This window comes from Streptomyces sp. Tu 3180 (assembly GCF_009852415.1).
Classification (GTDB): domain Bacteria; phylum Actinomycetota; class Actinomycetes; order Streptomycetales; family Streptomycetaceae; genus Streptomyces.
In genome coordinates this window covers 1,299,932-1,322,507 of the sequence record NZ_WOXS01000002.1, presented here as the reverse complement: position 1 = coordinate 1,322,507, position 22,576 = coordinate 1,299,932, and the positions used below count along the sequence as shown (strand labels likewise).

20 protein-coding genes are annotated in these 22,576 nt (G+C 74.2%); 6 read left to right on the top strand and 14 right to left on the bottom strand.

Annotated features, from left to right (window positions below):
- Positions 1-29: 29 nt before the first annotated feature.
- From GL259_RS06845 to GL259_RS06830, 4 genes are all read right to left on the bottom strand, one after another.
- Positions 30-779 (bottom strand): DUF4142 domain-containing protein, encoded by a 750-nt coding sequence (locus GL259_RS06845; protein ID WP_159530160.1) that lies wholly within the window; start codon positions 777-779, stop codon positions 30-32.
- Between the two features lie 92 nt (positions 780-871).
- The gene (locus tag GL259_RS06840; RefSeq protein WP_159530158.1) at positions 872-3,694 is read right to left on the bottom strand and encodes a beta-L-arabinofuranosidase domain-containing protein; all 2,823 of its coding nucleotides are present in this window, start codon (positions 3,692-3,694) and stop codon (positions 872-874) included.
- A 142-nt stretch (positions 3,695-3,836) separates the two neighbouring features.
- On the bottom strand, positions 3,837-4,532 hold the full coding sequence (locus GL259_RS06835) for an HAD family phosphatase (RefSeq protein WP_159530156.1): 696 nt from the start codon (positions 4,530-4,532) through the stop codon (positions 3,837-3,839).
- Positions 4,529-5,029: an Lrp/AsnC family transcriptional regulator gene (locus GL259_RS06830; protein WP_159530154.1), complete on the bottom strand. Its 501-nt coding sequence runs from the start codon at positions 5,027-5,029 to the stop codon at positions 4,529-4,531. Before GL259_RS06830 ends, GL259_RS06835 begins: the two co-directional genes overlap by 4 nt.
- A gap of 270 nt (positions 5,030-5,299) precedes the next feature.
- On the opposite strand from GL259_RS06830, the gene GL259_RS06825 reads away from it, so the two are divergent.
- Positions 5,300-6,790 carry an FUSC family protein gene (locus GL259_RS06825; RefSeq protein WP_159530152.1) on the top strand — a complete coding sequence of 497 codons (1,491 nt, stop codon included), beginning with the start codon at positions 5,300-5,302 and terminating at the stop codon, positions 6,788-6,790.
- A 104-nt stretch (positions 6,791-6,894) separates the two neighbouring features.
- The gene (locus tag GL259_RS06820) at positions 6,895-7,926 is read left to right on the top strand and encodes a lactonase family protein (protein WP_159530150.1); all 1,032 of its coding nucleotides are present in this window, start codon (positions 6,895-6,897) and stop codon (positions 7,924-7,926) included.
- Between the two features lie 95 nt (positions 7,927-8,021).
- Here GL259_RS06820 and GL259_RS06815 read toward each other — a convergent pair whose 3' ends face one another.
- The 5 genes from GL259_RS06815 to GL259_RS06795 all read right to left on the bottom strand — a co-directional run bounded on the left by GL259_RS06815 (position 8,022) and on the right by GL259_RS06795 (position 13,732).
- Positions 8,022-8,945, bottom strand: coding sequence for a hypothetical protein (locus GL259_RS06815; protein WP_159530149.1), 924 nt, complete (start codon positions 8,943-8,945; stop codon positions 8,022-8,024).
- Positions 8,946-9,029: 84 nt separating this feature from the next.
- Positions 9,030-10,037 carry a BadF/BadG/BcrA/BcrD ATPase family protein gene (locus GL259_RS06810; protein WP_159530148.1) on the bottom strand — a complete coding sequence of 336 codons (1,008 nt, stop codon included), beginning with the start codon at positions 10,035-10,037 and terminating at the stop codon, positions 9,030-9,032.
- Positions 10,034-10,711 carry a uracil-DNA glycosylase gene (locus GL259_RS06805; RefSeq protein WP_159530147.1) on the bottom strand — a complete coding sequence of 226 codons (678 nt, stop codon included), beginning with the start codon at positions 10,709-10,711 and terminating at the stop codon, positions 10,034-10,036. The genes GL259_RS06810 and GL259_RS06805 overlap by 4 nt, the downstream gene beginning before the upstream one ends.
- A gap of 70 nt (positions 10,712-10,781) precedes the next feature.
- Positions 10,782-11,936 carry an exo-alpha-sialidase gene (locus GL259_RS06800; protein WP_159530146.1) on the bottom strand — a complete coding sequence of 385 codons (1,155 nt, stop codon included), beginning with the start codon at positions 11,934-11,936 and terminating at the stop codon, positions 10,782-10,784.
- 101 nt (positions 11,937-12,037) lie between these two features.
- Complete coding sequence (locus GL259_RS06795; RefSeq protein ID WP_243762266.1) at positions 12,038-13,732, bottom strand: acyl-CoA dehydrogenase family protein; 1,695 nt, start codon at positions 13,730-13,732, stop codon at positions 12,038-12,040.
- Between the two features lie 72 nt (positions 13,733-13,804).
- Here GL259_RS06795 and GL259_RS06790 point away from each other — a divergent pair, with 72 nt between their 5' ends.
- Complete coding sequence (locus GL259_RS06790; RefSeq protein ID WP_159530145.1) at positions 13,805-14,581, top strand: PaaX family transcriptional regulator C-terminal domain-containing protein; 777 nt, start codon at positions 13,805-13,807, stop codon at positions 14,579-14,581.
- Positions 14,582-14,657: 76 nt separating this feature from the next.
- Here the strand turns inward: GL259_RS06790 and GL259_RS06785 are convergent, their stop codons facing one another.
- Positions 14,658-15,461 (bottom strand): pectate lyase, encoded by an 804-nt coding sequence (locus GL259_RS06785; protein WP_159530144.1) that lies wholly within the window; start codon positions 15,459-15,461, stop codon positions 14,658-14,660.
- Between the two features lie 266 nt (positions 15,462-15,727).
- Positions 15,728-16,807, bottom strand: a complete 1,080-nt coding sequence (locus GL259_RS06780; protein WP_159530143.1) for an NADH:flavin oxidoreductase/NADH oxidase — start codon at positions 16,805-16,807, stop codon at positions 15,728-15,730.
- A gap of 128 nt (positions 16,808-16,935) precedes the next feature.
- On the opposite strand from GL259_RS06780, the gene GL259_RS06775 reads away from it, so the two are divergent.
- Complete coding sequence (locus tag GL259_RS06775; protein ID WP_159530142.1) at positions 16,936-17,295, top strand: helix-turn-helix transcriptional regulator; 360 nt, start codon at positions 16,936-16,938, stop codon at positions 17,293-17,295.
- Between the two features lie 21 nt (positions 17,296-17,316).
- Here the strand turns inward: GL259_RS06775 and GL259_RS06770 are convergent, their stop codons facing one another.
- Positions 17,317-18,705, bottom strand: a complete 1,389-nt coding sequence (locus tag GL259_RS06770; RefSeq protein ID WP_159530140.1) for an FAD-dependent oxidoreductase — start codon at positions 18,703-18,705, stop codon at positions 17,317-17,319.
- A gap of 211 nt (positions 18,706-18,916) precedes the next feature.
- Here GL259_RS06770 and GL259_RS06765 point away from each other — a divergent pair, with 211 nt between their 5' ends.
- Positions 18,917-19,384 (top strand): DUF6214 family protein, encoded by a 468-nt coding sequence (locus GL259_RS06765; RefSeq protein ID WP_159530138.1) that lies wholly within the window; start codon positions 18,917-18,919, stop codon positions 19,382-19,384.
- Positions 19,385-19,486: 102 nt separating this feature from the next.
- On the opposite strand, the gene GL259_RS06760 is transcribed toward GL259_RS06765, so the two are convergent.
- Complete coding sequence (locus GL259_RS06760) at positions 19,487-20,155, bottom strand: DUF305 domain-containing protein (protein WP_159530136.1); 669 nt, start codon at positions 20,153-20,155, stop codon at positions 19,487-19,489.
- A 194-nt stretch (positions 20,156-20,349) separates the two neighbouring features.
- On the opposite strand from GL259_RS06760, the gene GL259_RS06755 reads away from it, so the two are divergent.
- Positions 20,350-21,852 (top strand): hypothetical protein, encoded by a 1,503-nt coding sequence (locus GL259_RS06755; RefSeq protein ID WP_159530134.1) that lies wholly within the window; start codon positions 20,350-20,352, stop codon positions 21,850-21,852.
- Here GL259_RS06755 and GL259_RS06750 read toward each other — a convergent pair.
- Positions 21,840-22,547 (bottom strand): TetR/AcrR family transcriptional regulator, encoded by a 708-nt coding sequence (locus tag GL259_RS06750; protein WP_159530132.1) that lies wholly within the window; start codon positions 22,545-22,547, stop codon positions 21,840-21,842. The genes GL259_RS06755 and GL259_RS06750 overlap by 13 nt on opposite strands.
- Positions 22,548-22,576: the final 29 nt, after the last annotated feature.

Genomic DNA, 22,576 nt, shown 5'->3' with positions numbered 1-22,576 from the left:
CCCGCGGGCCCGCCCGGCGGGCCCGCGGGCTACTTCACCGTGGGCGACGGGGACGGCGCCGGGGAAGCCGTGTTCAGGTCCTTCAGCTCCTCGGGGATCTCCAGCACGAGGACCGGCGCGCCCGCCTGCGGAGCCGGCGGGGTCACCTGCTCCTGGGGCATCTTGGGCGGGCTGGTCTGCTGGAAGTTGACCTGCTCGTGATTGACCAGCCCCGTCTTCTCCAGCACCGTGATGTGGTCGAGCACGGTGTCGTTGGCCTGGTCGGCGAGCTGCCGGACGAGGGTGTTCCTGGTGTTGGCCCGGATCTTGGCGATGGCCGGGAAGATCTGCCCGTGCGTCACGCGCATGATGTTCACCGCGGTGGAGTCGAACTCCTTGCCGGCGCTGGACCTCACGGTCTCCACGAACTGCTGCTGCTGGGGCGACGCCTGGTTCGGCAGCGTGATGCCGAGCTCGAGGGAGATCTTGCGGCAGCTGGCGTCGAGCCGGCCGTGCCCGACGACCAGGTGCTCGCCGGCCTCCTTCATCTCCGGCGTCGTCCCCCGCTCCATCGCCAGCAGCCCCAGGGGGTGCTCCCACAGGCCGGCCGCGCGCACCTTGACCACGAAGTCGCGGTCCGCCTCGGTCAGCGGGCCGTAGTTGGTGTTGGCGATCACCCGGTCCTGCGTGGTCGATGTGTTCTGCACGCCCAGCATGGTGGGGTAGGCGAGCGCGGTGAGGGTGAGGACCATGGCTCCGCCCACGAACGCGGTTCCTGCCGTGCTGCGCGAGATGCGCATCGTGCCTCCTGGGATATGAACGGCCCAACACCAGGAAGTACGGACGCCGGACGCGAAACAATCACCGCTTCGGAAAGAACTTCCGCCCGTTCTCAGGGCGCGTACGCGGCCCGCCGCGCCGTACGCACCACGGTGTCGCCGTCCGCCGCGCTCAGCAGGCCGTCGGACACCCAGGTCCGCACGGCGGACCGCACCCGTGTCACCAGCGCCCCCTTGCCGGTGAAGGGCGCACCGGCCCAGATCTCGTCCAGGAGCGTGGTGCCGTCGCCGCGGGCGGGGTTGGCGACGCCGGAGTCCAGGCCGCCGAGGACCACCCGCGGCTCCGAGCGCCGGAAGTAGGCGTGCGTCGGGTCCTCGGTGCCCTCGGAGAAGGGCGCCAGCCGGACGCCGTCCAGCGTGTGGTGCAGCGGCTGCCCGGCGACCGGGGTGAGGGAGGGCAGCAGATCGCCGGAGAGACCCGCGTTGCGGTACAGCCCGAACCGCAGGTGGTCCGTCGCCGGTTCGCGGGCGACCAGGTTGACCGGGCCGAGGAACAGGGTCTGCAGGGTGGGGTCGTCCGGGGTCCTCTCCACCCGCAGCCGGAAGGGGACGGAGATCCGTACGGTGTCGCCGTCGCGCCAGGTCCGGGAGACGGCGAAGTAGCTTCCGGCGGCCGGGGTCCCCGGCACCGCCCGCCCGTTGACGGTCACCCGGAAACCGGCGTCCGCCCAGGACGGCACCCGCAGCAGCAGGGTGAAGGAGGCCCGGCCGCCGCCGACGGTGAGCGTGCTGCCCTGCTCCTCGGGGTAGCGGGTGGTCTGCGTGACCGTGACGCCCTTCTCGGCCCAGGTCAGCCGGGAGGCGCTGTAGAGGTTGACGTACAGGGCGCTCCCGTCGGCCTTCGCGAAGTACACCGAGTCCTGGTACTTCGTGGCGCTCTCCAGGCCGGTGCCCTCGCAGCAGGTGGTGCCCTGCTTGGGCGTGTAGTCCCGCACGTGACCGGGCGTCAGGCCGATGAAGTACGTGACGAGCGGCTTCTCCGCGTCCGGCCGGTCCTGCTTGGAGCCGAGCACCTGGTTGTACAGGGCCCGCTCGTAGTAGTCCATGTAGGCCGGGTCCTGCTCGTGGAAGAACAGCGTCCGGCTCAGCTTGAGCATGTTGTACGCGCAGCAGGTCTCGGCGGTGGTGGCGCCGATCGTGCCCGCGATCACGTCGCGGGCCCTGAAGAACTCGCCGCTGCTGGTGCCGCCGATCCCGTACACGCGATGGGGGACGACCATGCGCCAGAAGTTCTTCGCGGCCGTGAGGTAGCGCTCCTCGCCCGTCTCGTCGTGCAGCCGTGCCAGGCCCGTGAAGACGGGGATGTGCTGGTTGGCGTGCAGCCCGTCGAGGACGTCGGTGTCCGCGGCGCAGGCGTCGATGAGCCGGTCCGGGCCGAACAGGCGGGCCAGGGCGAGGTGTTCGGCCTTGCCGGTGAGGGCGTGCAGATCGCAGACCGCCTCGACGAGGCCGCCGAACTCCCCGCTGGAGAACAGCCCCCACATCCGCTGCAGGGTGGCCCGCGGCAGCACGGACAGCCGCGCGTGCATCCAGTCGCACAGACCGGACGCCAGGTCGAGCGCCCGGTCGTCGTCCGTGGCGAGGTGCGCGTCGAGCAGCCCTTTGAGGATCTTGTGGGCGGTGTAGTACGGCGCCCACACCCGGGTGTAGTCGCTGCCGGTCATCGACTCCAGTTCGATGAACTGCGTCTCCGGGTACGCGGCGAGGAACCCCGGGTGGCTGGGCGCGCCCCAGGTGCGGCGCAGGGTGGCGTCCAGACCGCGGCCGGAGGCGTCCGCGAACGTCGCGCCGGCGGTCTCGTCGAAGGCGTACGACGCCAGGTCGCCCCGGCCGGCCGACGCGTCGGCGGCCCGGCGGCCCCGCAGCTCGGTGATCTCGGCGGGGGTCAGGGCGCGCGAGAAGACCTCGACGCCCCCGAAGGCGCCGGCGAAGACGGGGTCGGCGGGGAAGTGGGAGCGGCCCAGCCAGTGGTGCGCGAGGGTGCCGAGCGCGGCCGGGGTCAGGGTCATCGCCGTGTTGCGGGCGACGGCGGCTCCGTCGACGTAGAGGGTGCCGGTGCCGTCCGCGAGGGTCACGGCGACATGGCTCCACTCGCCGAGCGGCAGCGGCGCGGTGCCGTCGAGCCCCTGTTCGCCGCCGGGCCCGGAGGTGGTGACGGCGAACCTCGGCACCCCGTCGGCGTTCCGGACGGCCAGGTACAGGTAGCGGGTGGTGTCGTCGCCGAAGTCGAGGATCCGCGCCCAGGCGGCGTCGTGCGCGGGCCTCACCCAGGCGGACAGGGTGAGCGCCGGGGCGCCGCCGAGAACGGCGCCCGGGAGGTCCACGTACTGGTGGGAGCCCCGCACGTTCTCCGCGGCACGCCCGAACCGTCCGGTGGTGCTCAGCACGGCCGGGCCGCGGCGCAGCGCCGCGCGCACCTCGGTGAGCGCGCCGACCACGGCGTCGACGCGGTCCGCGAAGACCTGTTCCCCGGTGCTGCGGTACGCCTGCGCCAGCATGGTCAGGAAGTGGCCGGTGTAGTGGCCGCGCAGATTGCCGTTGGCCTCCCCGTCCAGTCCTTCCCAGCCGCCGGGGGCGACCGCGCCGCGGGTGGACAGGCCGGCGTTGGCGCGGAAGACCTGGAGCAGCCGGTCCACGTCGTAGCCGCGGGCGTGGTCGAGCACCAGCCGTCGCTTGTCGGCGAAGACGCCCGGTCCGAGGGCCACGTCCTCGAGCGCGAACGGCCGCGCGGTCCACGCGGCCGGCACGCCGGGGCCGGCGGCCGGCGCGTCCGGTGCGGCGGCGGCGCGCCCGGCGGCCGCGGGGGACGTGGCGGTGGCCGCCGCCGTCACGGCGGCGGCCTGGAAGAGGGTGCGTCGGGAGAGGGGCCGTGCCATGGATGCTCCTCCACTTGATGTTCGACATCACGAACGCCGTGCGAGCAATCGACCAGACGATAGGGAGGGGACGGGAGGGCGTCAACGGGTCGGGGCGATCGGTTCCGGACGTCCGCGGGGGAGCGCGGGGGCGGGGCGCCGCTCAGGCGGTCCGGGCCGTCCGGGTCAGCCACGCGTGCGCCGCTCGCGCCGTGAACTCCCGCTGCCCGCCGCGCAGCAGCAGGCCGGCGGTGGCGAACTCCGCGGCGTCGGCCTGCTCGGCGACGTACGGGATCGCGATGCAGCGCATCCCGGCCGCGTGCGCGGCGGTGGCGCCCGGGGCCGCGTCCTCCAGCACCACGCAGTCGCCGGGGTCCGCGCCGAGCCGGCGGGCCGCCTCCAGGAAGACGTCGGGAGCCGGCTTGCCGCGCGCCACCTCGTCGGCCGAGACGACGGTGCGCAGGTGCGCGTCCAGGCCCGTGCCCGCCAGGACCGCCCCGATGGCCTCGGGCGAGGAGCCGGAGGCCACGGCCATCGGCACGCCCTCGTCCGCCAGCAGCTCGACGAAGGCGCGCATCTGCGGGTACACGCGCGTGGAGGCGCGGGCCAGCTCCAGATAGCGGCGGTTCTTCACCGCGAGCAGCTCCTCCACGCCGGCCCGCAGCCCGTACCGTTCCCGCCAGTCGGCGACCGTCTCCCGGGTGCTGATGCCGACGTACCGCTCGTGCTCGGCCCACGAGAAGTCCGGGACGCCGTACGCGGCGAGGGTCTGCCGGCCCGCCTCGTAGTAGTTCGGCTCGCTGTCCACGAGCGTTCCGTCGAGATCGAAGATGACCGAGAGGGGGCCGAGGGTGCTCATGGGGACCATGATGCCGAGCCCTGCTTCCGTGCCGTCCGGCCGATCGACTCCACCAGCGGCAGCAGCCGGTGCGGGACCCGCTCGCGCAGCGCCACCTCGGTGCGGGTGCGCACCACGCCGGGCAGGCCGATCAGCTTCTGGATCACGTCCTCCAGGTGTCCGGCGTCGCGCGCCACGACCCGGGTCAGCAGGTCGCCGCCGCCCGTGATGGAGAACGCCTCGACGATCTCCGGCACGGTCGCCAGCGCCTCGCCCACGTCGTCCAGATGGCCCTGGGTGACCTCGATGTGCACGAAGGCCAGCACGGGGTGGCCCAGCGCGGCGGGGGACAGGGCCGGACCGGTGCCGGTGATCACGCCCTCGCGCTCCATCCGGTCGAGACGGGCCTGCAGGGTGCCGCGCGCGACCCCGAGGATGCGGGCGTACTCGCGCACGCTGGTGCGGGGCTGCTCCAGCATCAGCCGCAGGATGCGGGTGTCGAGCTCGTCCACGGCCATGACGCCCGGCCTCCTCGTCGTTCGTGATCGTTTCCGACTGTACCAATGGCCCGGAGGCAGGCCGCTCCACCGGGCCGGTGGTATTCGGCCGTTGGTACTCCATCGGCCACCCCCGGGGCGATATGACCGAGCCAATGGCACAGCATTTCGGAGCTGTGTTGAGCCAATGACGGAAAGGATGCTGATATGGAGGTGTCGATGGCGCTGCGGACCCCGCGGCGCCTTTTTCATGCCGCGGTGCACATCACGATCCCCAGGGGGCGGTAAGCAGTGCTCAAGAAGGTGTTCATGGCGCCGGACCCGGGCCGGGTCCGGCTTCGCTTCGCGGCGCGGGCCGTGCTCGGCGTCGGGCTGGCGGTCGTCGTGTGCGGCCTGGCCGGCCACTCCCTCACGGGTGCCGTCACCGGTGGGCTCGCCGCGCTGCTCGCCCTGTTCACCGTCACCGACGCCACGGTCCGCGGGCAGGCCGTCACCACGGCGCTGCTGCCCGCCGTCGGCCTGCCGGTGCTCGCCGTCGCGGCGGGACTGCACGACCACCCCGTGGCACGCGACCTCGCCTTCCTCGCCGTGGTCGGTCTGGGCGTGTACGCGCGGCGCTGGGGCCCGCGCGGGCACAGCCTCGGGGTCTTCGCGTTCATGACCTACTTCGTGGCGCAGTTCCTGCAGGCGAGGACGGGCCAGCTCCCCGAGCTGTACGCCTCCGTCGTGCTGTCCGTGCTCGCCGCGGCCGCGGTGCGCTTCGGGCTGTGGTGCTACGAGCGCCGTCTGCCGCCCGCCGCCGCGCCGCCCCCGCCGCCCGGCGGCACGGGCCTGGCCCGCGTGACCACCCGCCAGGCGATCCAGGCGACGGCCGGCGCGGGCTTCGCCCTCGTCGTGGGCCAGCTGGTGTCCGGGCAGCGCTGGTACTGGGCCGTCGGCGCCACCTGGTGGGTCTTCGTCAACACCACCTCGCGCGGCGAGACCCTGGTCCGCGGTTTCCGGCGGGTCCTGGGCACGGTCATCGGCATCGGTCTGGCGCTGTTCGTCGCCGTCCCCGTGCACGGGGACGCGGTCCCCACCGTCCTGATCGTCGCCGTGTCCGTCTTCGGCATCTTCTACACGGCCGCGGTCTCCTACACCTGGATGATGCTCTGGGTGACGCTGCTCGCCGCCATGCTCTACGGCCTCCTGGGCGTGCTCGGTCCCGGTCTGCTGGCCCTGCGGCTCGTGGAGACGGGCGTCGGCGCGCTCGGCGCCGCGCTGGCGGTGGCCCTCGTCCTCCCCGTGACCACCCACAGCGTCACCGACGCCTGGATCCAGCGGGCCCTGCACTGCGTCCACGCGTGCACCGCCGAGACGGCCGCGCGGCTGGCCGGTGCCGAGGGCGCCGACCCCGCGCCGAAGGTGGCGGAGCTGGAGCAGCTCCTCGCCCGGGTGCGGCTCTCGGTCGCCCCGCTGGTGCATCCGCTGAACCCCATGCGCGGCCGCAAGCGGCGCGCCCGCCGGGTGCTCGCCCTGCTCGACGACTGCGCCCGGGAGATCCGCGGCCTCGTCGCCGTCGCCGCCGACCCCGAGGCCTCGCACGACGCCCGCCTGGCCGCCGCCTGCCGGCGCGTGGAGGTCGCGGTCGAGGCGCTCACCGGCGGCCGCGACATCGCGGTGCGCACGGTTCCGGCCGCGACGGAACCCGCGCTGGCCCACCTCCACGGCCTGGAACGCGCCCTCGCGGAACTCGCGGCGCCGCTGCGGACGCCCTCCGGGTCCCCGCTGGTCGGCGCCTGAGGCCCGTCCCGGACACGCGCCCCGGCCGGCCCCTCCTGGTCTAGACCTGGAGGGGCCGACTGCTACCGTCGCTCCGAACCGGTACCGGACGAGAGGGGACAGCCGTGGCGGACGGCGGACAGCGGGCGTTCATCGGGTCGTTCACGGCGGCGGGAGGCCCCGGCATCGTCACCGCGGCCGTCGCTCTCGACAGCGGCGCGCTCACCTTCCTGAGCGCCGTGAACGGCGTGCCCGACCCCTCCCACCTGGCCCTGTCGGCCGACCGCCGCACGCTGTACGCGGTCAGCGAGACGGCCGAGGGCGCCGTGGCCGCGTTCCGCGTGACCGGGGACGAGCCGGAGCCGGCCGGGCCCCCGGTACCGGTCGGCGCGAACGGGCCGACCCACCTCTGCCTCTTCGCCGGGCACCTGCTCACCGCGAACTACGGCTCCGGCAGCGTCACCGCCGTCCCCGTCCGCGCGGACGGCGGCCTCGCGCGGTCCGCGTCCGGGGTGCTGCGGCACACCGGCTCCGGTCCCCACCCGCAGCGCCAGCAGGGCCCGCACGCCCACCAGGTGCAGCCCGACCCGAGCGGCCGCTGGGTGGTCAGCGTCGACCTCGGCACGGACTCGGTACGGGTGTGCACCCTGACCGGCGGCACCCTCGCGCCGCACCGGGAGATCGCCCTGCGCCCCGGATCGGGCCCGCGCCACCTGGCCTTCCACCCGGGCGGCGCGCACGCGTACGTCCTCAACGAGCTCAGCCCCACCCTCGTCGTCTGCCGCTGGGACGCCGCGGGCGGCGAGCTGAGGCCGCTCGCGGAGGTCCCGGTGCTGCCCGGGGCCCCGGCCGGGGACGCCTACCCGTCGGGCGTGGCCGTCTCGCCCGACGGCCGCTTCGTGTGGACCGCGACCCGCGGCGAGGACGTGCTGTCCGTGTTCGCGGTCGAACGGGAGGGGGAGGCGGTGAAGCCGCTCACCACCGTGCCCTGCGGCGGCCACTGGCCCCGTGCGCTCACCGAGTCCGGCGGCTTCCTGTACGTCGCGAACGAGCGCTCCGGGGACGTGACCTGGTTCGCGGTCGACCCGGTCACGGGGGTGCCGCGACGCGGCGGCTCGATCCCGGTGCCCGCGGCGTCCTGCGTGGTCACCGGCTGACCGGGGCCGCCCCCGTCCGGACTCCCCGCGCGTGCGAAGGGGCCCGCTCCGGTCACCGGAGCGGGCCCCTTCGGCGTCGGTGCGGGCCGGCCGCGTCAGCGCACCGGGGAGCTCTGCGCCTGCTGCGGCGCGATGCCCAGCGCGGTCGTGTACTTGGCCAGGGCGAGCTTGCCGATCGCCGGGTACGGGCCGAGCGCCTCGGCGGCGGAGCAGTCCGCCTCCTTCGCGGCCTCCTCGATCAGGCTCGCGTCGATCTCCGGGCCGATCAGGTACGGCGCGAGCGCCAGCTGCTGCGAACCGGAGCCGCGCAGCTGCTCGGCGACGGAGGCGATGGACCCCTCCCGGTCCAGGGCGGCCGCCATCACCGGCACCGCGAGGCGCGCGGCGAGCAGCATGCCGGTGATCCCGGCCGCCTGCACGGCCTCGTCACCGCCCACGGACGCCAGGATGATGCCGTCCGCGGCGGTCGCCACGGTGAACAGGCGGGCGCGGTCGGCACGGGCCAGACCGGCCTCGGACAGCCGCACGTGCAGCGCCTCGGCGAGCAGCGGGTGCGGGCCGAGCACATCGGTCAGCTCCGCGGCGACCCGGCTGTCCATCAGGGCCTGGCGGATCCGGCGCAGCAGCGCGCTGTCCGGGCCGGCCAGCAGCGGCACCACGACGGCCACGGGGCCGTCGGGCTCCTTGACGTCCATGCCGGCGGCGCGGGCCTGCTCGAAGCGGGCGGTGCGCTCCTCACCGGCGTGCGCGAGCACCGACTGCAGCGAGGGGAACTCCTCGTCGTCGCCGTCGAGGTAGCCGATCCGGGCGTCGAGGCCGGGCAGCTCGGAACGGGCGATGCTCACGACCTCGTCGGCGAGGGAGCGGGTGGTGCCACTGGGCGCACCCGGCACGGCGAGGACGAGCGCGGGCGCGCCCTCGGGGGCCACCAGGGGTTCGGGGCGGCGGTGGCGCCCCGGCTGGCGGGGGCGCGGCATTCGTACTGGCAGGCCGGACGCGGGCCCAGTGGGGGTGCTCATGCTGCGGCATGTTAGTGGCTCACCGGGCTTCCCTGTTCGGGGAGGGGGCGGGTGAGAGGTATCCGTCCGGTTTTGTCCGGCGGGTCACGTCCCGGGACCGGCCGTCCGGGTGACGTCCTCGCCTGCCGGGCTCGTCACGCACAGCATCCTTCCCTCGCACGGAAGGGCGAACGTGCCCGCCGCGAGGTCGGCGGCGATGCGTACCGCGCCGTGCAGGGGGTCGCCTTCGGCCGTGACCCGGCGCGCCCGCGGCAGCCGCCTCGCCAGCTCCTCGTCCAGCGGTGCGAGCAGAGGGGGGCCCATCTCGAACAGGCCGCCGGTGAGAGCGACGGGCGGCTCGTCCAGGCCCGGGCACACGGCCGCGGCCGAGTCCGCCATGTGCCGGGCCGCCGCGCGCAGCACGTCCGCGGCGACGGGGTCGCCGTCGGCCGCGCACTCGGCCACCCGGGGCGCGAAGGAGGCGAGGACGGCCGGCCGGTCGGTGCGCGGATACAGCAGGCCGGGCAGTCCCGCCGCGGGACCGAACACCGCCTCCGCGCCCGCCAGCAGCCGTGCGGAGCCGCCCTCCCGCCCGTCGTGGGCGCGCAGCGCCGCCTCCAGCCCCGCCCGCCCGATCCAGGCGCCGCCGCCGCAGTCGCCGAGCAGGTGACCCCAGCCGTCCGCCCGGCGCCAGCCGGTCAGATCGGTGCCGATCGCGATCAGTCCCGTGCCCGCGGCGATCACCGCACCGGGCCGCGGCCCGAGGGCACCGACGTAGGCGGTGACCGCGTCGGCGGCCAGCGCCACCCGCCGCACGCCCAGCTCACGGGCCAGCGCCCCCGGCAGTTCGGCGCGCAGCGCGTCCCCCAGGCCGGCCATCCCGGCCGCACCGACGACGGCCGAGTCCAGCCGCCGGACCCCGGTCTCGGAGCACAGGGCCCGCGCCATCGGCACCAGTTGCTCCATGAGGTGCCCCGGGTCGATCCCCCGGGCCCCGGTCCGCACCGGCTCCTTCGAGGCCCTCCGGGCCGACGCGTCGTGCCCGGGGGCACCGACGGCGACCCGGACACCGGAGCCCCCGGAGTCCACGGCGAGGAACCCGCGGCCGGTCACGGCAGGCGCCAGTCCACCGGTTGGCCGCCCTGGCGGATCAGCAGGTCGTTGGCCCGGCTGAACGGACGCGAGCCGAAGAAGCCGCGGTCGGCGGACATCGGCGACGGATGGGCCGACTCCACCGCGGGCAGGTCCCCGAGCAGCGGACGGCAGTTGCGGGCGTCACGCCCCCACAGGATGGAGACCAAGGGCTTGCCCCGCCCCGCCAGCGCGCGGATCGCCTGCTCGGTGACCTCCTCCCAGCCCTTGCCGCGATGGGCGGCCGGCCTGCGCGGGGCCGTCGTCAGTGCCCGGTTGAGCAGCAGCACGCCCTGCTCGGTCCACGGCGTGAGGTCACCGCTGGACGGCTGGGGCAGGCCCAGGTCGGTGGTCAGCTCGCGGAAGATGTTGACGAGGCTGCCGGGCAGGGGCCGCACCTCGGGCGCGACCGAGAAGGACAGCCCCACCGCGTGCCCCGGGGTGGGATACGGGTCCTGCCCGACGATGAGGACGCGTACCTCGTCGAAGGGCTGCTGGAAGGCCCGCAGGACGTTCGCCCCGGCCGGGAGGTAGGTGCGTCCCGCGGCGATCTCCGCGCGCAGGAAGTCCCCCATCCCGGCGATCCGGTCGGCCACCGGTTCCAGGGCCTTCGCCCAGCCCGCTTCGACGATCTCATGCAAGGGTCGTGGTGCCACGGACGTCACCCTACTGCCGCGGCGGCGGCGGAGATCAACCCGTGGCCGGGACCGGACGGGATCCTCCGGCTCATCCGACGACCGCCGCCCGCACGCACAGCACGTCCGGCAGGTGCGAGGCCAACTGCCGCCAGCTGTCGCCGTCGTCGGCCGACGCGTACACCTCGCCGTTGCGGTTGCCGAAGTACACGCCCGCCGGGTCCGCGCCGTCGTGGCACATCGCGTCGCGCAGCACCGTGCCGTAGTGGGCCTCCCGCGGCAGGCCCGCCGTGAGCGGCTCCCAGCTCCTGCCGGCGTCCGGGGTCCGGAAGACCCGGCAGCGCCGGCCGGCGGGCACCCGGTCGGAGTCGGCGTTGAGCGGGAACACGTACGCCGTGTCACCGCGGCGGGGGTGGGCCACCACCGTGAAGCCGAACGTCGACGGCAGCCCCTCGCCGATGTCCGTCCAGTGCCCGCCCGCGTCGTCGCTGCGGTACACCCCCCAGTGGTTCTGCAGGTACAGCCGGTCCGGGTCCACCGCGTCCCGCGCGACCTTGTGCACGCACTGCCCGAACTCCGGGTACGGGTCCGGCAGGAACACCGCGGAGATCCCGGAGTTGGACGGGGACCAGCTCGCGCCGCCGTCCAGCGTGCGGAACACGCCCGCCGTCGACACGGCCACCGTCACGGCCCGCGGGTCGCGCCCGTCGGTCAGCACGGTGTGCAGGCCCTCGCCCCCGCCGCCCGGCACCCACTTCGAGCGGGTGGGGTGCTCCCAGAGCGGCCTGACCAGCTCGAAGCTCTCCCCGCGGTCCTCCGAGCGGTACAGCGCGGCCGGTTCCGTGCCCGCGTACACCACGTCCGGTTCGGCCGCGGCCGGGTGCAGCTGCCAGACCCGCTCCAGCGAAGCCCCGGTGTCCCCGGGGAACCTGACGGCGGGTCGCGCCGGTTCGGTCCAGGTGCGGCCCAGGTCGTCGGAGTGGAACACCGACGGTCCCCAGTGCGCGCTGTCGCCGCCGGCCAGCAGCCGCGGGATCGCGCCGCGGGTGTCGACGGCGACCGAGTACACGGCCTGCGCGTTGAAACAGGGACTCTCGTCGAACTCCCAGGCGCCACCCCGCCGGCGCCCGATGAACAGGCCCTTGCGGGTGCCCACGGTGAGCAGTACCTCGGACATGCCGACCACCTCCGCGACGTCTTCGTCGACGTCCTCGTCCCGGACACCGGCCAGTGTGCACCCCGCCACTGACAGTCCCCCCGGACCGGACGGCGCCGCAGGCCGGCGCGGTGCGGCCCGGGGGGCGACGGCGCGCGCACCGCGCGGTGGCCCGACGGAGGCCGGAGGGTTCAGGCGGCGTCCGGCAGCGCGCGGTCCACGATCGCGTCGAGTCCGGCCGCCGCGGGCAGCGTGCCGAAGGCGTGTCCCCAGTCGCCGCCGAGCCGCGTCGCGCAGAAGGCGTCGGCGACCGCGGGCGGCGCGTGCCGGACGAGCAGATGGCCCTGCAGCGTCAGGGCCATCTGCTCCACCAGGCGGCGGGCGCCCGCCTGCGAGGCCTCGGCCAGGCGGTCCTTCAGCCGGACCACGGCCGCGTCCAGCCGGGCGTCGGCCCCTCGGGTGAGGGCCAGTTCGTCGAAGAGGGCCTGCGCCGTGGCGGGGTCCCGGCCGAGCGCCCGCAGCACGTCCAGGGCGTTGACGTTCCCCGAGCCCTCCCAGATCGACAGCAGCGGGGCCTCGCGGTAGTGCCGGGGCATGCCCGACTCCTCGACGTAGCCGTTGCCGCCCAGGCACTCCAGGGCCTCGGCGGTGAAGGCCGGACCGCGCTTGGTGACCCAGTACTTGCCCACCGCGGTCGCGATCCGGCGGAACGCGGCCTCCCCGGCGTCCCCGCGCACCGCGCGGTCGGCGGCGCCGGCCAGCCGCAGGGTGAGGGTCGTGGCGGCCTCGGACTCCAGCGCCAGGTCGGCCAGGACGTTGCGCATCAGCGGCTGGTCCACCAGCCGGGCCCCGAACGCGCTGCGGTGCCGCACGTGGTGCCCCGCCTCGACGAGCGTCTTGCGCATCAGCGCCGCCGACATCGTCACGCAGTCCAGCCGGGTGCAGTTGACCATCTCGATGATGGTCCGCACGCCCCGCCCCTCCGGGCCGACCAGCCAGGCCACGGTCCCTTCGAACTCGGGCTCGGAGGAGGCGTTGGACCGGTTGCCCAGCTTGTCCTTCAGCCGCTGGATGCGGAAGGCGTTGCGCGTCCCGTCGGGCAGCACGCGCGGCACCAGGAAGCACGACAGTCCTCCCGGGGCCTGCGCCAGCACCAGGAACAGGTCGCACATCGGCGCCGAGGTGAACCACTTGTGCCCGCGCAGGGTGTACACGCCGGGTTCGGCGGTGGGCGTGGCCGCGGTGGTGTTGGTCCGGACGTCGGAGCCGCCCTGCTTCTCGGTCATCCCCATGCCGGCCAGCAGCCCGCGCTTGGCGGCCGGCACGCGCAGGCCCGGTTCGTACTCCCGGCTGGTCAGCAGCGGCTCGTACGCCCTCGCCAGCTCCGGCTGCCGGCGCAGGGCGGGGACCGCCGCGTACGTCATGGACGTCGGACAGCCGTGTCCCGCGTCGGTGTGCCCCCACACCAGCACTCCCGCGGTGCGGGCGACGTGCGCGCCGGGCCGGTCGTCCGCCCAGGGCGCGGCCGCCAGTCCCTCGGCGACGGCCGTGCGCATCAGGTGGTGCCAGCTCGGGTGGAACTCGACCTCGTCGATCCGGTGCCCGTACCGGTCGTGCGTGCGCAGTGCGGGCTCGTGGCGGTTGGCCTGATCGCTCCACTCCTGCACCTGCGCGCTGCCGGCCAGCCTGCCGAGCCGCCGCAGGTCCTCCTCGGCCCAGCCGGCGCCCTCGCGCCGCAGGCCCTCCAGCAGGGCGGTGTCGTCGGACGCGTCGTAGGGCGCCAGGGGAGCGGGCTGGTTGACGACGTCGTGCGTGGCGTGTCCGCCGTGCCCGTCGCCCTGTTCGCCGGATCCCGCGTGCCGTTCCCGCACGGATGTCGTGACCATGCGCCGAGTGTTGCACTTCTCCTGCGGTCGCAGCAATGATGCAACACGCGGTCCGCCGTACAGTACGGACCCATGAGGACGAACGCCCCGGCGCCCCCGGACGCCCCGGTGCTCCCGGACGACCTGCGGCCGCGCCCCCTGTCCGCGCGGTCGGTCGTGCTGAGCCTGCTGCTCGGCACGCACCCGCCGGAGCTCCCGGCCCGGGAGCTCGGGCGGCTCGTGGCGGGCTTCGACGTCGGCGGATCCACCCTGAGGGCGGCGCTCAGCCGGATGGTCGCCGCCGGTGACCTGCGGCGCACGGACGCCGGTTACCGCCTCAGCGACCGGCTGGTGCGGCGCCAGCAGCGCCAGGACGAGGCCGTGCGGCCCCGCACGCGCGCCTGGGACGGCGACTGGGAGATGGTCGTCGTCACCGCGACGGGCCGCGGCCCCGCCGCACGCGCGGACCTGCGCACACAGCTGGCCGCCCTCCGGCTCGCCGAGCTCCGCGAGGGCGTGTGGCTCCGTCCCGCCAACCTGATCCGCCCCCTGCCCGCCGCTCTCGACCGGGTGGCCCAGCGCTGCACCGCCCGCCCCGCCGGGCCCGCCGGGGACCTGGCCGCGAGCCTGTGGCCGCTGGACGCCTGGGCCGGCACGGCCCGCGCGCTCCTCGCGCGCACCGGCGGCGCCGGCCGCCCCGCCGACCGGCTCGCCCTGTTCGCCGCCGTGGTGCGCCACCTGCTCGCCGACCCGGTCCTGCCGCCCGGCCTCCTGCCCGCCGGCTGGCCCGGTGACGCGCTGCGGACCGCGTACGCCGACTACCGGAGGGAACTGACGGGGCAGGTGCGCGCGCGGGCGGGCGGCGCATGACGCGGCGGCCGTACGGAGCGCCGCGCGGGACGCCTCGTACGGCCGCCTTCACCGTGGGGGGACCGTTCCGGGGGAACTACCGGTAGGTGATGTCGGACGACGCGTACTTGCAGTACGTACCGTCGGGGCCCGAGCCGTTGGTGGTCGGCTCGTCGCCGTCGTCGTTGCCGATGTACTTCTGGCACGGGACGATCTTCTTGCTGCTGTCCCCGATGATCGTGATGTTCCGCAGGGTCGCGCTGTCGCCGTAGTTGGTGTTGATGCCGGCGAGCCTGCTGCCCTTCCAGGTCACCTCGACGGTGTTGAGGTTGATCGTCCGCTTGTACTGCGTGGAGCAGTTGCCGCAGGAGCGGACGAAGGTGCCGAAGTTCTTCACCGCGAAGTTCGACACGTTCAGCGTTCCGGCGCCGTTGAACTGGAACACCTTGTCGCTGGCCTCCTTGGCGCCGCCGCCGCTGACGGTGTAGACCGCCGACGACGACTTGCCCTTGAACGTGGCGGCGTCCTCGCCGACGTCCTCCCACCACACGTTCTGCAGCGTGCAGGAGCCCTGGCAGTGGATGCCGTCGGCCGCGGGGGCGCCCAGGATGACGTTCTTCAGGACCGCGCCGTCCGCCAGCTGCAGGATCGGGCCCTGGTCCTCGTCCTGGCCGCCCGAGCCCAGGTCGCCGGTGCCGTACAGGCGCTTCATCCCGTAGTCCTTGGTGCCGGACACGGAGATGGTGGAGGAGACGCCCTCGCTGCCGTTGGGGGTCGGCCAGGTGGCGGCGCTCGCCGAGGGTGCCCCGGCAGTCATGAGCATGCCAACCGAGAGGCCGAGGGTGGCCAGCGCGCCCGTCAGCGCCTGCCCGCGGGTACGTGGTCGTGTCGCAGAAGTCATCTCATTCCTTCTGTCGTGATGTGGGGGTGTCGGAGCCCTCCGGCGCCCGCGCGTGCCCCTCGGGCGCCCGGACGGCTCATGTACGTGAACGTTCGTCGCCCGGGTGACGCGAACGGGTCACGTCGCTGAACGGAACGTATGGGGTAAGCGCTTTCTAGTCAACGCCTCGCGCACATCACATTCGGTCAGGAAAAGCGGACGCCGGCGGCCCGGGGTGCGAGGGGCACCCCGGGCCGCCGGCGCGGTGACGGCAGGGTCAGGCAGGGTCAGAGGGAACGGTGGTACTGGTCCGGCACGTGGACCTCGCCGCCCAGCTCGCGGGCCGCGTGCCGGGCCCACGAGGGATTGCGGAGCAGCTCGCGGCCGAGGAACACCGCGTCCGCCTCGCCGTTGGCCAGGATCTTCTCGGCCTGCTCGGCATCGGTGATCAGCCCGACGGCGGCGACCGGCATCGGCGTCTCGGCCCGCACCCGCGCGGCGAAGGGGACCTGGTAGCCGGGCCCGGCCGGGATGCGGACGCCGGGGGCGACGCCCCCGGTGGAGACGTCGAGCAGGTCGATGCCGTGGGCGTGCAGCTCGCCGGCGAAGCGGACGGTGTCGTCCGGGGTCCAGCCGGACTCCTCCAGCCAGTCGGTGGCCGAGACGCGGAAGAACAGCGGCTTGTCGTCCGGCCACTCCTCGCGCACGGCGTCGACGACCTCGAGCGCGAGGCGCGTCCGGTTCTCGTACGAGCCGCCGTAGGCGTCGGTGCGGTGGTTGGAGTGCGGGGAGAGGAACTCGTTGATCAGGTAGCCGTGGGCGCCGTGGATCTCGGCGATCTCGAACCCGGCGGCGAGCGCCCGGCGCGCCGCGGCGCGGAACCGGTCGACGACGTCACGGATCTGTTCGGCGGTCAGCTCCTCCGGCACCGGGTGCCGCTCGTCGAAGGCGAGCGGGCTCGGCGCCACCGGCCGCCAGCCGTGCGCGTCCCGCCCCACCGGGGCGCCGCCCTTCCACGGGCGGTCGGTCGACGCCTTGCGGCCGGCGTGGGCGAGCTGGACGGCGGGGACGGTGCCCTGCGAGACGAGGAAGGAGGTGATCCGGCGGAACGCCTCGACCTGGGCGTCGTCCCAGAGGCCGAGGTCGTACGGCGAGATGCGGCCCTCCGGCGACACGGCGGTGGCCTCGACGACGATCAGGCCCGTGCCGCCGGCCGCGCGGGCCGCGTAGTGCGCGAAGTGCCAGTCGCCGGGCGCGCCGGCCCCGGGGCCCTCGGGCGCGGCCGAGTACTGGCACATCGGAGGCATCCACACCCGGTTGGGGATCGTCACGTCACGCAGGGTGTAGGGCTCGAACAGCGCGCTCACGGCGGACTCCGTTTCGTCGGGGGGACCAGAGGGGGCGAGACTCATACGATAGGCATCGTAGTACGGTGAATGTCGAACTACGAGGATTCTCGTACAATGAGGGTTCCCGGACCGAATGTGGAGCCGCCGTGGCCACCGCCGCCCCCGTCCCCAGCAGCCGCGATCTGCCGCACCCGGCGCGCGGGGAGATCCGGCTGGAGGGCGTGCTGCACGCGCTCTCCGACCCCGTGCGGCTGCGGATCGTCCGCGAGCTCGCCGCCGAGGGCGTCCCGCTGTCCTGCTCGCACTTCGACCTGCCGGTCACCAAGTCCACCACCACGCACCACTTCCGGGTGCTGCGTGAGAGCGGCGTGATCCGGCAGATCTACGAGGGCACCGCCAAGATGAACGGCCTGCGCCGGGACGACCTGGACGAGCTCTTCCCGGGGCTGCTCGACTCCCTGCTCACCGCCGCCGCCCGCCAGGCCGCGCGGCACGGCGGGGGCTGACCCGGCCGCCGTCCGCGGGCCTCACGCGCCGGCGTTGCGCGCCGCCGCGAGCAGCGACTCCCAGTCGGGCAGCTTGACCACGCTCCGGCCGAGCGAGGCGCCGAGCTCCGCCTCGGCCCGTTCGATCGCCCGCCACCCCGCCCACTCGACCGGCTCGATCCCCTCGGCCCGCAGCGCCGCCGGCGGGTCGTCGGCCACGTCGCGGGTCACGAGGGCGGGGGCGTCCTCCAGCAGGGACGCCACCGTCTCCTTCGCGCACGGCCGGTTGGTGCCGATGACGCCGGTCGGGCCGCGCTTGATCCAGCCCGCCACGTACTCGCCCGGCGCGACGGCGCCCTCGCGCAGCACGCGCCCGGCGAGGTGCGGCACCGTGCCGCCGGCGGCGTCGAACGGCAGCCCCTCCAGCGGCACCCCCCGGTACCCCACCGAACGCAGTACCAGCTGGGCCTCCACGTCCTCGAACCGTCCCGTGCCCGTCACGCCCCCGCGCCCGTCCGGAACCGTCCGCTCGAAGCGCACCGCGCCCACCCGGCCCGCCCGGGGGAGCAGTTCGACGGGGCGGAGGAAGAAGCGCAGCCGGATCAGACGGCGGGCGCCCGGCGCCGCGGGCCCGGCCCAGTCGCGCAGCACCTCGACGTTGCGGCGCTGCGGGGCCGGCAGCGCCGCGGGGTCCGGGTACGCCGGGTCCAGCGCCAGCTCCGCCGGATCGGCGAGGACCGCGGTGTCGGGCAGCGTGCCCAGCTCGCGCAGCTCCTTGGTGGTGAAGCGGGCCTGGGACGGGCCGCGCCGGCCCACCATGTGGATGTCCGTCACCTCGCTCGCGGCGAGCGCGGTCAGGGCGGCGTGCGGCATGTCGGTCGGGCGCAGCTCCGCCGCGCCCCGGGCCAGCATGCGCGTGACGTCCACGGCGACGTTCCCCACGCCGATGACCACGGCCGACCGCACGCCCCGCAGGAAACCGTCGTCGGCGGGGGGACCTCCCCGCTCGCGCCCGGCCGGCGCCGGGAGTCCGGGGGAGTCCGGGTGCGCGCTGTACCAGGACACGAACTCGGTCGCCGACCAGCTGCCCGGCAGGTCCTCGCCCGGGATGCCCAGCCGCCGGTCCGTGGCGGCGCCCACGCAGTACACCACCGCGTGGTACAGCTCCCGCAGCCGGGCGACCGGCACTCCGCCCGAGCCGACCGGCACCCCGCCGAGGAAGCGCACCCGTTCGTGCTCCAGGACCGTGCGGAGGTTGTTCTGCAGGGACTTGATCTTCTCGTGGTCCGGCGCCACGCCGTAGCGGACCAGGCCGTAGGGGCAGGGCAGCCGGTCCAGGACGTCGACGCGTACCTGGGGGTCCTGCTGGACGAGGCTCTGAGCGGTGTAGCACCCGCTCGGCCCGGAACCGACGACGGCGACACGCAGCACGGCCGAACTCCTCACCCCGGGGGACCGACGGGAGACCGACGGGAGAGCGCTGACGCATCCAGCATCGCACCGCCGGCGCTCCGCTGTCAGGGTGCCGTCCGCCGTGCGGGTGCGTGTTCCACGAGAAGGAAAGTGATCACATGGTTACGGTGCGTGCGTGCTCGAGGAGTCTTTTCTTCAGCTTTCCGATCGCTCTCCGGCGGAGGGCGCGGTGTCCGTGTGGCCCGCGTGGGAGGTGCGGGAGGGGGAACGCGCGACGCGGTGGCTGCATGTGCGGCTGGCCTTCGGCGACGGGGCCCGGGTCGACGCGCTCGCCACGGTGTCCGGCGGGTGCGTGTGCGTCGAGGACGTGCGGGCCCGGCCCGCGCTGGCCCTGGAGGACCTGGCGGTGTTCGCCGACTGGATCGAGGGGCCGCTGGCGCGGGCGTGCGGCGCCGGGGACGGGCCGGTCGGCGGGGACGGCGCCGGCACCGGGACGCACCGGGGCCGCCCGGCCTGGCCGCGGGGCCCGGAGGGATGGCGGCTGGTGGCCCGTGAGTACCGGACGGCCCGGGAGCGGGGCGCCGATCCGGTCCTCGCCGTGATGAGCGCGACCGGACACAGCCGGCGCGGGGCGCTCCGGCTGATCGGCCGGGCGCGCGACGCGGGCCTGCTGTCCCCGCGCCACGCCCGGCGGTGAGCGGACCGGCCGGGCGCCGGGCGCCCGGCCCGCCGCGGGCGGGCCCGCCGGGGCGCCGCCGTCCGGTCCCGTCCCGCGAGTCCCGTCGGCGGCCGGCGCGTCTCACAGCAGGTCGCGCATCCGTGTGATCTCGCTCGTCTGCTGGGCGACGACGTCGTCGGCCATCTCCTCGACCTGGATGTTGTTGCCCTGCCCCTTGACGTCGGTGGCCATGGTGACCGCCCCTTCGTGGTGGGTGATCATCAGGGTGAGGAAGAGCTGGTCGAAGGCCTTGCCCTCGGCCTCGCGCAGTTTCTCCATCTGGGCGCGCGTCGCCATGCCGGGCATCGTCGCGTGGTCGTGTCCGTGGTCGTGTCCGTCGTCCCGGGCCTGCTTGCCGTGCGTCTTCAGCCAGCCCTCCATCGCCTTGATCTCCGGCTGCTGCGCGGCGGCGATGCGTTCGGCCAGTTTGACGACCTTCGACGACTCGGCGCGGTCCGGGACCAGTTCGGTCATCTCCAGGGCCTGTGCGTGGTGCTCGGTCATCATCCGCACGTAGGACACGTCGGCGGAGTTGGGGGAGTCGTCCTCCGCCCGCTGCTGTGCGGCCTCCTCGGCCGACAGGGTCCGGTTCGCCTCCCCGGGTTCACCCGGTGCGATGACCGAGGGCCCGCTCGTCGCGGCCGACCTGGTGCCGTCCGTGCCGGAGTCGCAGCCCGTGAGGCCCAGTACGGCCAGGGCGGTCAGCCCGGCCGCGACGACGGACGCACGGGGCACACGGCGGTAGAGCACAAGGACCTCCTGTGGCAGGCGGGTTGCGGGGCACCTCGTGAGTGCTGACGACCGTCCTAGCACGCTTCCGCGCGTCAATGATCAGAAAACTTCATTGCAAGTGTGTTTCCCTCTGTTGGTATGTGCATGTCGAAGACGATACTGCCGGTGCGAAACCCGTTCCGAGTTGAACGGAACCAGGGAGGAAGAAGACAGTGATCCTGTTGAGTGTTCCCCGAACCCGGCGCAGACGCCTGGGAGTTGCCGCGGCGGCCGGTGGGCTGCTGACCGCGCTCCTCACCGCTGCCCCGGCCGCGGCGATCCCCGACCCCGGGGACGGGCCGGACGCACGCAAGGAGGTCTCGTCGAGCGCCCGGGCCGAGGCGCGCGAGGCCATCGAGAACGGCGAGATCCCCGGCCAGGACGAGATCGTCCACTCCGGCAACATCCGGCACGTGGCCAACATCCCCAAGGACGCGCTCCCCGGCACCAATTCGGACCTGGCGTTCCAGGGGCGCTACGCGTTCGCCGGCAACTACGACGGCTTCCGCATCTTCGACATCAGCAACCCGAAGTCGCCGAAGACGGTGGCCCAGGTCCTGTGCCCCGGCTCGCAGAACGACATCTCCGTCTCCGGGGACCTGCTGTTCCTGTCCACCGACTCCTCGCGCAGCGACAGCAGTTGCAACAGCACCACCCAGCCGGTGACCGAGAAGTCCTCCTGGGAGGGCATGAAGGTCTTCGACATCAGCGACAAGAGCAACCCGCGCTACGTCGCCGCCGTCGAGACCGCCTGCGGCTCGCACACCCACACGCTGGTGCCCGAGCGCAAGAACGTCTACGTCTACGTCTCCTCGTACTCGCCGAACGCGGCCTACCCCGACTGCCAGCCGCCGCACGACGGCATCTCGGTCATCAAGGTGCCGCGCCACGCCCCGCACGAGGCGGCGGTCGTCGGCTTCCCGGTGCTGTTCCCGGGCGAGGGCCCGGACGGCGGCGGCAACCCGGGCGCGCCCACCAACCCGGGCGTCTCCAAGACCACCGGCTGCCACGACATCACCGTGCTGCCGTCCGAGGACCTGGCCGCCGGTGCCTGCATGGGCGACGGCATCCTGTTCTCCATCGAGGACCCGGAGCGTCCGAAGGTGATCGACCGGGTGCAGGACAACGTGAACTTCGCGTTCTGGCACTCGGCGACCTTCAACCAGAAGGCCGACAAGGTCGTGTTCACCGACGAGCTGGGCGGCGGCGGCGCCGCCACCTGCAACGCGGAGGTCGGCCCGAACCGCGGCGCGGACGGCATCTACGACATCGTCGGCAAGGGCGACCGGCGCGAGCTGGTCTTCCGCAGCTACTTCAAGATCCCCCGCCACCAGGCGGACACCGAGAACTGCGTCGCCCACAACGGCTCGCTGATCCCGGTCAAGGGCAGGGACCTGATGGTCCAGGCCTGGTACCAGGGCGGCGTCTCCGTCTGGGACTTCACCAACTCCTCGAAGCCCAGGGAGATCGCCTACTTCGAGCGCGGCCCGCTGACCACCGACAGCATCGTCACCGGCGGCTCCTGGTCGGCGTACTACTACAACGGCTACATCTACTCGAACGACATCGCCAAGGGCCTCGACGTCCTCAGGATCGACGACCGGCGCACGGACCCGGCCCGATGGGTCCACCTGCGTGAGCTCAACGTGCAGACGCAGCCGGACTACTTCGACTGAGCGTCCGGCTCCGGCCGGAGGGCCGGCGCCGGACTCTCCGGCGCCGGCTCGGTCGCGAAGAACCGGGACAGGTCCCTCCGGCCCGTGCCGCCGGACACCTCGGTGTCCGGCGGCACGCCCATCTCCCAGTCGAGCCGGTAGCGCTTGAAGAGCTCCGCGCGCAGCACCGGGACGGGCATCGGCGCGCCCGGGACGAGGGCCGCGAACACGGCCCCCATCAGCAGGGCGCGCAGCATCGGGTAGTCGGTGTCGACGTCGTGGGAGCCGTGCCGGGCGACGGTGTCCCTCAGCAGCTCGGCCAGCCGCCGCTGTTCGGGGCACACGACGAATCCCTCGGCCTGCAGCATGCCGGCCATGTGCTGGCGCATCAGGACCGGCCGGTCCCGTGCCAGGCCCAGGATCGCGTCGATGGCCCGCGCCATCCGCTCCCGGCCGTCCTCGGTGTGCGGCTCGCGCTCCAGCGCCTCCTCCAGGGTGCGGTGCATCAGCCGGTGCACGGCGGACTGCACGAGCTGGCGCTTCCCCGGGAAGTAGTACGAGACCAGGCCGCGCGCGGAACCCGCCCGGTCGGCGATGTCGCCGAGTGTGGTCGCCTCGTATCCGTGCTCGCTCACCAGCTCGACGGCCGCTTGCAGAAGCCGCTCCTTCGAACGCCTCCGCAACTCTTCATTGACCAGGGCGCTGCGCGGGGACATGCTTGACTCCTGCGTTGACTGGCTGGCAG

What these genes read in the sequence shown, in the direction of transcription:
- GL259_RS06840 (WP_159530158.1), bottom strand. Translation starts at nt 3,694, where the DNA reads ATGGCACGGCCCCTCTCCCGACGCACCCTCTTCCAGGCCGCCGCCGTG.
- GL259_RS06750 (WP_159530132.1), bottom strand. Translation starts at nt 22,547, where the DNA reads ATGTCCCCGCGCAGCGCCCTGGTCAATGAAGAGTTGCGGAGGCGTTCG.
- GL259_RS06835 (WP_159530156.1), bottom strand. Translation starts at nt 4,532, where the DNA reads ATGAGCACCCTCGGCCCCCTCTCGGTCATCTTCGATCTCGACGGAACG.
- GL259_RS06845 (WP_159530160.1), bottom strand. Translation starts at nt 779, where the DNA reads ATGCGCATCTCGCGCAGCACGGCAGGAACCGCGTTCGTGGGCGGAGCC.
- GL259_RS06795 (WP_243762266.1), bottom strand. Translation starts at nt 13,732, where the DNA reads ATGGTCACGACATCCGTGCGGGAACGGCACGCGGGATCCGGCGAACAG.
- GL259_RS06785 (WP_159530144.1), bottom strand. Translation starts at nt 15,461, where the DNA reads ATGACTTCTGCGACACGACCACGTACCCGCGGGCAGGCGCTGACGGGC.
- GL259_RS06815 (WP_159530149.1), bottom strand. Translation starts at nt 8,945, where the DNA reads ATGAGCACCCCCACTGGGCCCGCGTCCGGCCTGCCAGTACGAATGCCG.
- GL259_RS06790 (WP_159530145.1), top strand. Translation starts at nt 13,805, where the DNA reads ATGAGGACGAACGCCCCGGCGCCCCCGGACGCCCCGGTGCTCCCGGAC.
- GL259_RS06830 (WP_159530154.1), bottom strand. Translation starts at nt 5,029, where the DNA reads ATGGCCGTGGACGAGCTCGACACCCGCATCCTGCGGCTGATGCTGGAG.